The following is a 12,600-nucleotide window of genomic DNA, read 5'->3' as shown; positions in this document are numbered from 1 at the left end:
AAGATAGCTAGCAAATTAAGCGGAATGTTAGCCTAATAGGCTCGTTTTGATGAGATAGCGTTTGTGAGCATGAGGAAATATAATGGCGTTTGAGTATGGCTCGGATACTTTAGGTATTAAGAATCCTTTTAAATTTGAAGGGTTTGTATTAACCGTTCGAGGAGTAATTGTAACTATATTGGGGATAGTGGCTTTATTAGCAGTCAAAGATCTTGTTGCGCAAGGTGCGAAAGAAGCGGGCTGGCTTTCCTTGGCCATTGGTATTTTATTATTGGGTAATGGGGTTGTTGCAACCGGGCGTGGTCTTTTTAAAGTGATGCGCTTTTTTGTTGGGCGTGGTGTACCAGCTAGTTTGGCAAGAAATATTAATAAAAGTGAAGCACATGTTCGTGAAACTTATTTAGCCTATGGTGACAAAGATTTAGAACAAATGTTAATGGGGCGTAAGAACTTGACTTTTGTTGAGCCACAAGGCTGGTTAGCCAGATTAATTCACACATTAATGCCTCGTTTATTATTTACTCCTTATCCTATACGAACAGCTGCACAGCAAATGAGTAGTGGTTTACTTTATACTTTATTAGCCTTTTTATGCTACGGTTTAGCATGGTTTTCTGGTTCAACAGGTTTAACGGATATTAACAATACGCCAGTACTCGATTGGTTAAGTGTTGTTTTAGCTATTTTTCTGTTTGTTTTATGGTCTGGTCGTCGTTCCCCACTTAAGAGAATCATACAAATAACGGTTGGCACAGCCAGTTCTGGTGGCGTTATTTTAATGGTTGTTTTTTCTATTTTAGCCCCGGTTGCTTTAAGTTATATTCACCATAATGTTTTTATACTGCCAGAATTACCGTTATCGGCTGGTAGCTATATATTAACCATGACTATTTTAGGAGTCATTGCTGCTGTTTATGGTTTAACTCTAACATTTTTTAGAGCAAGTCAAGCCGATCCTAAAACCGAGGTTTCTGAGTTTCGACACAATTGGCAGGAAAGCATTCATCCGCAGGAAATATTTATCAATTTCGAAAATATCGTGATGGCCAATCGTCGATATAAAGAAATACCTAACCGGGTTTATCGAGACTTTGACGCTAATCTGGTGGAGCAGGGGAGTAATGATAAAGGAAAATTCTCAGGGGAAATGATTCAAGAAACTCAGCCTGTTTATCGCGAGATTCCGGTGAAACCTTTGTTTAAAACATTGAGAATTGCGGGGACATTAGTTGGAGAAACATTGCTTGTTATTGCCGCTATTTTGTTTTATCAGGCAATTGAACCGGTTACCCAGGTGACAACAGCTCCAATTCCTGCAGTTGATGCATTAATTTACCCTGCATTGATTTGGGTTTTTGGTCGAATAATCAGTAATACGGCACATATCTTTTGGGCAGAAATGCATTTTGAATCTCTTATTGTTTTGTTCCAATGCAAGGGGACATATAGTGAATCAAAAGTAAGCACTGGAACGAGTATTCATGATAGTACGCGTTCTGAAAATGTCGTTGTTCGTTCAAGTATGACTCCTTGGATTGTGACTTCTCGAATTGTCTCAAGTTGTTTTGCAGAAAGTGGCAACAATAATCTTGAGTATTATCGGCGCATTTTAGAGATGCATAAATCTGATGATGACCTTGATAAAATTACCAGTGAAATGCGTGAGTTTTTAGGCAACCGAGAGACAATTGCTGGGGTTAACGAAAAAGATTTAAACTCAGCAGGGGCTATTTATCAGGTTAACCAAGAGACTCGTTCATTAAATGCTCAAGCTGCGTTGAATAAAGATGATTCAGGTGTGATAACTCATGAGAGAGCAGAAGGAAAAATGGAGACTGATACGAAAGAAATCGATGAAAATAATGGGCTAGATCTTACTGATAAGCCCAATTAATCCCCCCCTTGATTTGCACTATTCTTTATTTTCATGCCTCAGTATAAGTGAATGAGGCATAAGTTTTTTGCCGTGTTTTAATTGACAATTATTATTGATTGCATCGTCTATAATATAAGGACTAAACACAATTTTGTTTTTGTGGTGGCCTATTGACTTTCTAAGGTTTTTTAATGTTATTAAAGACTTGTTTTATATTAGCTTTGTTCACGATGGGAAGTAGTGCAAGTGATGCGCTCTTAGAGGCTTCTCTAATGGAGTTAATGGCAATAAAAACAAACACTACTCACTCACAGGGAATACTACTAGAAAAAACAAATTTGCCCGATAGCAAAAGTGTTAATATCGGACTGTTAGTACCATTTTCTGTCTTTAAGCATGCTTCTGTTGAGTATATTGCTGCTGCTGAATTTGCGGCTAGAGAGATTAATAGTCAAGGAGGAATTAATGGTAAACGACTCGTGATTATTCGAGGCGATGACAGCTCTCAAATCAGTACTGGTGTTAATATCGTTAATAAAATGCTTGATGATTATTCAATTAAAACGTTAATTGGTCCATTAAGTTCAACTTATGCGATCGATATAGCTAAATATGTAACGGTTCCTAATAATATTCCTATGCTTTTGCCTGCTGCGAATGTGAATCAAATCAGTGCTATAAAAGATAAGGATTTAATATTTAGAATCAATGCTACAAATAATCAGATTATTCAAGAAATAATTCGCTTTACCCAACATAATCAAATTAAAAAAGTGGCTATTTTTTACCACCGCGATTTATTTGGTAAGGAATTAATGTTGGAGTTAATTAGATTATCAAAAATGTATAATTTAAATATTGTATCAAAGACACCATTAAGTCGTGCAATTAATTATGAAAACTTCAATTTAATCTGGGAGATAAAAAAAGCCAATAAGTTAAATGCCGATGCGATATTTATCCCAGCATTACCTAATCAAGTTGAGTCAATTATCAAGCAAATTAAAGCTTTGTGGGACGGCCCGCTACCGATTGTGTTATTACCTGAGCACTCTAGAAAAAAACTTAATTTGCCGAGTAAAAATAACGAGAGAAATATTTGTGTTTACTCTGTTATTCCTAATATTCCAGATAAGAAAATAAGTACGATTAAAGGTATTAATAGAACTTTAGAAATAAAAAATGCAAGTTATACCTCTTTGTTTATCTATGATCTAACCTATTTAGCAGCGGCTGCTTTAATTTATGCTGAGCATAATCATGTAAGTTTTTCTAAAGCGATTAGAAGTGTGACACAGCTTAATGGTAAAAAAATAGATAGTTACTCATTTAATCATTTAAATAACTTGATTAAAAGCAATAAAGAGATTTTGTTTCAACCTCAAAGTGGCTTGGTTGAGTTTGATCAACAAGGTGATAATTTGCAAGTGGGTTTAAAAATGGTTGACTTCAATTATATTTATGGTAGCGGTTGTGACCGAGCGATAAGTTTAGATAAATGAAGTATAAAATTAAAAGAATAAACGAAATATTTAATGCTTGTATATACCTAATAAATAGTCAAAAATATAATCATTATTGATTAAACTCATTTTACAGAGTAGCTATTACTATGAAATTTAAACAAGTTGTTTGGGTAGGTATTTTTATTGGATTAATTATCGTTGCTGGTTGTTCTATCTCTGAAGAGATAAAGGATGATAAACCAATAATTATAGAAAACTTAGAAATGAGTGAAGCCGATAAATTAGCCTGTTTGAATAGCGGGGGAACTATAAAAAAAGCTTGCATGGCTGGTATACCAACTTGTATTCGAACTTATCAAGATGCAGGTAAAAAATGTAGTAGTAGTAAAGAATGTCAAGGAATCTGTGTTACTCCAGTTGAATTAAGTGCAGGAGTGAAAACTGAAGGTGTTTGTAGCGCAAATAACAACCCATGTGGTTGTTTTCAAGAAGTTGACTCTGGGATCTCCCAGCCATTCTTATGCGTTGATTAGTCGTAATAGAACGTCCTCGTCAAAGTCCACCCAAGCCAATAAAAGCTTATAATAAGAATAAAGGTATTCCGTTTGGCTATGGTTTTGCGGTAATGTATCATGCCCTTTCTATACTAGTGATTTATCTTTAATGAGTGATTTGAAAAATTATAAGTATAAATCTAATTTATAAATTTTAATGCGTGATTTTTAAACACCATTAAGTTCTATTTGATTATTGTATTTAGTCTACTGATTGGTATTTTTTTATAGCGTAATTTTTTTTGTGATTGCTAATATTATATTGTTTTTTTTCAGGATAATAAAAAAACATATGCTCAACATAAATTTTAAAATTTTTTATTGAGACATATTCACTAGATGGAAGTGTTTTAACTTGCTAAGCTTCAAAGTTACTGGCGTTGTATGTCAGTAGTCATTGCAAAGCATATTGTTTTTTTGCTTGTAAAAAATAGTGTTTTTATTGCTTTTTAATAAAGACTGTCTTTATAAATAATTATTTGATAATAACAATTAAATCGAGAATCACAATAACAGCCATGCTTTATTATTCTAAGTTTATTACTGATTTTATTGTTTTCACTCAGTAAAAAACTTCTTGATAATATAAAAAAAACTATATGCTTTTAATTGCTTGAAAAATAAGCTAGCACCAAAATTAAAACTATATAGCTGCTTTTTATTTCTTTTAAATGTATTGATGTTGTTGCCTCGTTATTTCTCATTAGGATGATAAATATGAAAAAAAATGAAATACCATTCTTTTTTTTTAAGATAAAAAGAAAACTTAAGCCGCTTTTGGTTACAGCGTGTTTGCTAACTAGTTCTATAGCATTCTCATCTGAAAACCAAAGCACAAACGAGTCTAATACTAACCGAATGCAGCTTGGAACACCTGCATCGTTTCTTCAGAAATTTGGTATTAATGAAAGTAATAAACAACAATTAATGCAACACAATAATTACAATGCTGCTCAAGCGAGCAATGCATTACCTTCTTTTACACTGCTTAATAATTCTGGTGAGGAAATACAAGTTAATGCTGATAACTTTTCGCTTGAAGTAGATGGTACTTTGTCTACTAACGGAAAAGTTGTTGGAAGTGCTGATTCTGAATTTATCTTACAAGGAAATGAAAAGAGTGTTTATGGGTGGGTAATATTAAGAGATCAAGATATTGCCTATGAGTATAAAACTGAAGGTGATAAGCTGGTTGTTGACAAAGTTAAAATTACCGATGTACATCCGGTGTGTAATTTAGGACATCATAACGAATCTGGGTTAACATCGAGTGCATTACCTTTATCAGCATTGGCAGCACAGTCTTCCTCTGCAGCAACATTTGCTGCTGCACCACATATTGGTTCTTATCCGGGAACACATGTTGGTAAATTGGAAAGTAAGCCTGGCTCTAGTTACGTTATCTGGTTAGATACTCGTAAAGTTATGGGCAGTGATGGGGTTCCTTATGATGTTTCTAAAGAATACATATGGACAACCTGGCAAATTACTGCGGCTGGTTTCTCTATGTTTGATGTGAATGTAACGACAAACAAAGCTGTTTATGATAGCGCTGCACCTAGTAAGCGAGGTGGAGGAACGATGTATCGTGAAACAGGGCGATCGTCTTGTGCTTTTGCTTTTGGTACTTCTCGTTTTTGTACTCTATATAGACAATCTAACGCCTATGGTGAAGGGAGAACAGCGGTTCATGAGTTTGGGCATTTAGTTCATCTTGCTCATGATGGTGGTCAGCCGGGTGGTGAATACTTTAATGGCATACCTGAATTTCAATGGATACCAATTATGGGGAATTATTGGCCTGGAAATAATTGGAGCAATGCACTTTACCAATGGAGTAAAGGTGAATATTCTGGCGCATCAAACCGTCAAGATGATTTTGCTAAAATGACGACTTTTTTCCCTTATAGACAAGATGATATAAGTGGTACTAAAGCGCTGGTTGTTGATGCGAATGGCAATGTTAGTGCCGATAAAAATGTGGGACAAATAGGGAGAAATACAGATTCAGATAGTTTCTCATTTACCATTGGTGCTTCTGGTGGCAATGTAAACTTTACCATTGATCGAATCGAACATATTGGCGGTGCTATGTTAGATGTGCAAGCTTATATCAAAGATAGTTCAGGAAACATTGTTGCTCAGTCAAATAAAAGTGTGAATCGTTCGGCCTCATTTAACCGTAATTTGTCAGCAGGAAACTACACATTAGAAATTACTGGTGGAGCAGAAGGGACGCCTAGTCATGGTTTTTCAAAATACTCTTCTCTCGGTTACTATGCAATAGAAGGTTCAATTTCAGGATCGGATACTGGTGGCGATACGCCAGCAATCACTAATATTGCTGATGGTGCGACTTTAAGTGGAACATCACAACTATTCAAGTGGACGCCTGGTAATGCTGATGGTTTCTGGTTTTATGCTGGTTCGACAAGTGGCGCAAAAGATTACTATACTAGTGGCAGTACAGTGACAGGTACTTCTCACACGGTAACAGGCTTACCAACCGATGGTTCAACTGTTCATGTTACATTCTGGTATCAACAAAATGGTAGCTGGTCTAAGACTAATCATACTTATGTTGCTTCTAATGATAGCGGTTGTACATCTGCACCGAATGTGCCTAATAACCCAACAGGTACAGTCGACTCTTCTACAGGATTCACCGCAAATTGGAACTCTGTTAATACTGCAACCAGTTATACTGTTCAGTTATGGGTGAATGGTGCTTGGAAAACGATTGGTACAACAGACAAAAACAACTATAAGTTTACTGGTTTAACGGCTGGTAGTACTCAATATGTTCGTGTTAGTGCAAAAAATAGCTGTGGTAGTAGTAACTATAGCGGCTGGACTAAGGTTGTTTTATCAGGTAGCAGTTGTGACACAGCACCATCAGTACCAACCGGTTTAACTGGTAATAGCCAAACAATCAGTTGGAATGCAGTATCAGGTGCAAGTAGTTACGATATTCAAATCTGGAGCGGTAGTGCATGGGCCGATCATGCTAGTACTTCTTCAACAACTTATACGTTAGGTTTATCTGGCACGCAATATACTCGTATCAGAGCAGTTAATAGTTGTGGAAAAAGTAGCTATTCAGGTTGGATAACACTTAACTAGTGTTTTAAGTTGATGTAAAAAGTAGAAATGATTACCTGTTTAAAATATTTTTAGTACTATTTTTCTAACAATAGAATGGGTAGTTATTGAAAGAGATGTGTTGAAATTTCGATGTTCAACACATCTCATTTAAAGCGAATCAATTAATGACTTTTATTATTAATTGCCAACTGATGTATCTATTGTTAATGGAATAGTAAAAACTAACAACTCATTCCAGAATTAGCTCTTAGTCCAAACAATTATCAAAACTGTGAACTAGAGCACCCAGCGCTATTGATTGAAAGAACTGCATTCCCTAAAATCCTGCGCAACGACAAAGCTCGTATCACTTTTTTAATTCGACTTCGGCAAACGTCGTTAACTTCAAAATCTTTAAAACACAGGAATGCCACTTCAAGGAAGAGAGCACAGGCAACTCACAACGGCTAACAACTCTTGCTTGAAAAACAGCTTCCTCCCAAGACAAGGTGAACTGGGGGGGCATAGTGATGGTGCCAAGGTGTTTTATTAGGCCATGCAGCGTTTACACTTATTTTAATGTGTCACTTTCCGATAGCAGCTTTAGTACACTCTATTATATCCCCATTGGGGATGAATATGTATTAAGGTTTGAGTTTCTGACCGACCCACTTCGATGTGAGTTTTTTAGCCCCGAACATAACTTACCGGAAGCAACGGAACAATGCATTCAGGATTTTATGCAGGCGGTAACGGTTGAATTATCGCTACGGGCTTTGGCTGAAAAGCAGACGGTTGAGTCGGCTTTAACATTAACTCATTCAAAGGAGAATAAGCCTTGTTAAAGCAAGGCTTAAAACGTCTGATTATTTATTGTATGGACCTTTTTTCCACCTTAACCCCATAACATTATTGGGGGTTACAGGTGCTTTGTCACATTGTAGACCGATACATACTTGAGGCTCAATTTTTCCAGATTGATTCGTTGGTATTAATATTTGAGGAGGAGGGGCAATACCTCCGCCTTCTAAGTCTACATATCGATCATTTTTATCTAGTGTGTCATCTCCACCATTATTTTGGTAAGGGTTTCCATCGGCAATATCCATCATGTATCTACGAGAAGCACCAGCTTGTGCATTACACCCATTGGTGATTGATGATGGAGGTAAATAACTGGTGAAAATAACAGTGTTGCTATAAGTAATTGAACGTTCGATTACTTTTTCTCCTGTGTTGGTAAAACCTATGTACCAACCTCTTTTATTACTTTCTTTTAACTTTTCACCCGGAATTGATTTTCCATTTTGATCATAGCCTACCAGATCAGATACATCTAAAAGATCTTCCATTGATACATCCATATCAAATTTCTTAGCGAGAACCCCTTTGTCTTTAATCATATAAAAATAATCTGTTATATTTTTATCTAAAGGATGGGCCCGGTAACCAGAACCGATAGATATGCTAATAAAAGTTTCGTGTTTTAATCGTATTAATGCGACATCGGGCTGGTAATAAAAGCGCCTGTTATTGGCAATGTCTGCTGCTGATTGTAAGTGTGCAATTCGACCACCAACAATTGTTTGTTGATCATTGTTAATGTCAAAACGAAATACTTGTGCTTTAGTATCTGATGCATAAATATGATCAAGTAATCCATCATCATCTAAGTCAAAAGCCGTGACATTTGCAGGTACTGAATTCATAGAAGAAACATCGCTAGCTTGAGAACCTGCTGGTAATGTTGCTTCTGAAGAGTTCCACAACAATTTTCCAGTTAAAGCATCAACAATATAAATTCTGTTTCCTCTCTGATCGGTGACCGAAGGGGTTCCGGCTGTATCTTGTTTGATATCATAACCACCACCAAAAATTAGAACCTGTCGGTTTTGTTTACCACCAATATTTATTTTACCAATAAATGGTTTTGACCAAGTTTGCCCTAATAGGCCAAAACCATCGGTATTAGGATTAATGGTAAACATTAATTTGGGCTGATTTTGTTGGCTAATATCTAAAGCATAATAGCTACTACCACCTCTTCTCATTCCAACATAAAGGTAAGCTTTTTCTCCATTATCAATTAGCCCATTTTTATTTTCATCTGTTTTATAAATAGAAATAGAACCGTCAATACCATAGATATGATCACCTTTATTTTTCTCCATAATTGGCTTTAACTGACTTAATAGTTGTTTCGGTATAAAAGCCCAATTTTCAGTCCCATCAACGGTATTAAAAGAACTTAAAAAACCATTGTTAGTACCGACAAAAAGGTTTGACTTTATCGTGCCATTAGATTTATAAGCAACCACAGTTGGACTGGAATGCAGGGGATCTCCTATAATGTTATGTGACTTTGGTTGGTCTGATACAATATCAAGACCTCTGGCCCAGTCTAAAATATTATTTCTTTGAGCTATACTGCTTGCTAATAACATATCGGAAGTAATCGATACATTTCCTTTTTTTACAATATTGTCTGGGGCGGTTAAAGTAATATCTGTTGAGCCAGTAATATTAGAATAAACTTTTCTTTGATAGCCAAGGTTTTCTGCCACACCGCCTTGTGAAACATTGGAACCATCAGCAGAGTCACTCCAAAAGCTTTGAGCTGCATCACTAAATTTTGAACCGTCAATAGCGGGGCGATTATTTTTATCAAGTATGGTTCCATCTCCGCCTAATTTATAACGTTTGACATTTCCCGGCCAACCTATTTCTGTTGCCGGAGAAAATAAAGAGAAATATATTTCTTCACTGTTAGTCAATTGATTTAATTGATTAACCGATACACCCACTGACACAAAAGATGAATTAGTATTTTCAATTTCATTTAATGCTGCATCAAACTTTTTTATTAGCTCATCTTTATTATTAGCAGTAAAATACTTTCCACCTCCAGCTTCAGCCATATTTTTTAACAGTTCAAAATCTGCTGCAAAGCCAATGGTATAAGTATTAACTTTGGGAGTTCCTTCTGGTGCATTTTTTCCTGGGTTTGCTAATATTCCTGCTATTTTTTTTGCACAATTAGAACCATAGTCCCCATCGTCACTATTACGAAGGCATATTGCGTCATTAGCATCATCATTGTCTTTTTCATCATCTGCTCGAAACGCTGCCCAGGTTTTATAAATTTCTTCAGTTAAACTATGGTGACTTGTTGGTTCACCATCTGTCAGTAGTACAATATTATTAGACTGACAATGGCCTTCCTTTCCTGCTTTTACAGGGGAAATATAATTAGGGTTCCCTGTGATTTTTTCGTCTGCACAAGCTGGTGAACTATAATCGCTCTCCTTGTCGCAATCGGGTGGGGTCAGTAAAGTGCCAGTGTTTTTATCCCATGAATCTGGATGACTGACTCGATTACTGCTGGCTCCATCTCTATCAATGCCGTATGTTACTTTGCCGCCGCGAAAGTATAATCCAGCTTCCGCCATTACATCACTAATGGGGGTATAACCATCAGCAGGTAATTCTGCAATTGCATTAATCAGCTCATCTCTTTTTTTGATTGTATCTGGTTGATATTCCGTTTGGTATTCAATATGTAGGCTTGCAGGCTGTTCTGAAGAGAAAGGACTATAAGCAAACATGGCTGCTCCATTCATATCGGCATCGCCTTCTAGAGTTAATGATATTGAGCTTCCTTGTGTCCAGCCATTTAAACCAATAATTGTTTTAATAATGGAAGAGATATCAGTCGTTTTTACACTTTCATTTTCACTCCACTCTTTTTGGGACCAGTCTACAGGACCAATCGTTGCATTTTGATTTAAATTCGCATAGTCAGTTAAATTTGGATTAACTAAACGAACGCCTTTAATACTAATTTTTCCTGAAGTTGTTGCATCTTGAACACTGCTAAAACTTAAATAAGCTCTTTTTATATCGGCTCCTGCTGGCACATTAACGTTATTGAAACTGAGTCCTACGCCACTGCTAGCATAATTACTATCGTAAGGTAATAAATATAATGCATTAGAAATAAAATTTGAATCTCGTTTAACCCAATCATGTTTATTATTTGAAATGCGAGTAGAGCTTATTTTTTGAAAGCAACCATTAGCACCCGCTGGTAACTGGTTTTCAAAAGTTATACGTAATTTGGGGGCAACGTAATAATTATTTTGATTACTATTAGCAACACTACCTTCTAAGCTAAATATACTTCTTTTTCCACTTCCTTTAATAAGAAATACCATACTGTTAGCGCCACACCAATCGCCTTGATTGACTATTTCTTGAACCACAGGCGTTAAATCAGGTGTGCTATAAATGTTACCGTTTTTCCAAGTTTCATTAATGCTCCAATCAATTTTATCGGTTATTTTATCTTCTCTATCTGAAAGATTATTATTATTTTTAGTCAGAGCTGGAGCGTTGCCAACAAGCTGTCCAGCAATTGTCAATTGACTATTATTGGTTTGATTAGGACCGACAGCGCTAAAAGACAATTTAGCTGAAGAGATTGTTGCACCTTGAGGAATTTGTAAGCCATTAAATCTAACTGCTACTAAAGCGTTAGCCGTTTCTCCTAGTTTTAATACTTCTGTATTTAATGAGACAACGCCGTTTTCTAATTGGCTAGCATCATTACTGCCATTACTTATTATTTTGACAATGTTAGGATCGATGGGTTTATCAATATCTGTCACAGGATGAAGTATTGGTCCTCCTCTTGCCAGATCAAAACCTCTTGGTTCGCCCCTGTTATAGCGCATTAAACCGACATTAGCATTTTTTACATTCGTTAATACTTCTGACATAACATCTTTGACAACTTGTAGTCGGGTCTCACCACTATCTACAGTGTTCGTCATACTGCCTGATGTGTCGATGATAAATAATATATTTGGTTTAGCTTGGTTTTTTATATCTGTTTTAGCAAAAAATATTTCTGTATCATCACTATAAGCAGTGTTCAATACTAAAAAAGAGTAGACTAATGTAAATAGGGTTGTTTTTTTTATTTGTCTTAAAGAAATCATCTTAATTACCTCGGATAAATCCGATTGTTCCCAAAATGTTTAATGGTTAAACCTGTTGTTGAAAAGAGCATAAAGTTCAAACAAACAGATAGTTTTATATAAATTGTTTTTCTAGTATTTTGCGATGGTTAGCTACTTTTATTGGCAGCTAATCATTACTTTTTATCGTTTTATAAACACAATAAAACCATGCCGCTAAATCATGGCTTTATTCGCCGTTAGCAGTTTAATTTTTTCTGTATAATAATTTTTTAATTGGCAACTATAAAAACACTTCATGCCTTTTTAAATGTCTATTTTATAGCCGCTTTTTAAAGCTGGAATAGCAAAGGAAGTCAAGATACGGACGATGACTATCGCCATTTTAAATTTAAAGTTTTAGTTTTTTTTCATGTTTTTTTATTTGCTTTATCTGTAGTTGATTTCGTTATTTTACGCTTGCAGTATAATATACCAACTTCTGCTCGATGACTGTTAGAGTTAATGGGATAAATGGTTTGTAAAATTATTCATATGTGAGAAGGGTCACAAATTTAGACACGAAATTAAAATTGATTTGAAGAGAATTTTTGGTTTTATATAAAAGAGTTGTTATCGGTTATTTAACTTAACGCATACAA

6 protein-coding genes are annotated in these 12,600 nt (G+C 35.6%); 5 read left to right on the top strand and 1 reads right to left on the bottom strand.

From position 1 onward, the window contains the following. Positions 1 to 82: 82 nt before the first annotated feature. The 5 genes from ACT5E3_RS16815 to ACT5E3_RS16795 all read left to right on the top strand — a co-directional run bounded on the left by ACT5E3_RS16815 (position 83) and on the right by ACT5E3_RS16795 (position 7,825). The gene (locus tag ACT5E3_RS16815) at positions 83 to 1,894 is read left to right on the top strand and encodes a hypothetical protein (RefSeq protein ID WP_444994700.1); all 1,812 of its coding nucleotides are present in this window, start codon (positions 83 to 85) and stop codon (positions 1,892 to 1,894) included. Positions 1,895 to 2,067: 173 nt separating this feature from the next. Then, on the top strand, positions 2,068 to 3,378 hold the full coding sequence (locus tag ACT5E3_RS16810; RefSeq protein ID WP_444994699.1) for an ABC transporter substrate-binding protein: 1,311 nt from the start codon (positions 2,068 to 2,070) through the stop codon (positions 3,376 to 3,378). Positions 3,379 to 3,488: 110 nt separating this feature from the next. Next, entirely contained in the window at positions 3,489 to 3,875 is a 387-nt protein-coding gene (locus ACT5E3_RS16805) for a hypothetical protein (RefSeq protein ID WP_444994698.1), read from the top strand. Positions 3,876 to 4,613: 738 nt separating this feature from the next. After that, positions 4,614 to 7,019 carry a hypothetical protein gene (locus tag ACT5E3_RS16800; RefSeq protein ID WP_444994697.1) on the top strand — a complete coding sequence of 802 codons (2,406 nt, stop codon included), beginning with the start codon at positions 4,614 to 4,616 and terminating at the stop codon, positions 7,017 to 7,019. A gap of 491 nt (positions 7,020 to 7,510) precedes the next feature. After that, positions 7,511 to 7,825, top strand: coding sequence for a hypothetical protein (locus ACT5E3_RS16795; protein WP_444994696.1), 315 nt, complete (start codon positions 7,511 to 7,513; stop codon positions 7,823 to 7,825). Between the two features lie 21 nt (positions 7,826 to 7,846). On the opposite strand, the gene ACT5E3_RS16790 is transcribed toward ACT5E3_RS16795, so the two are convergent. Continuing rightward, positions 7,847 to 11,980 (bottom strand): PilC/PilY family type IV pilus protein, encoded by a 4,134-nt coding sequence (locus ACT5E3_RS16790; RefSeq protein ID WP_444994695.1) that lies wholly within the window; start codon positions 11,978 to 11,980, stop codon positions 7,847 to 7,849. Positions 11,981 to 12,600: the final 620 nt, after the last annotated feature.

This window comes from Aliikangiella litoralis (genome assembly GCF_052495765.1).
This window is presented reverse-complemented; position numbering and strand designations above follow the sequence as displayed.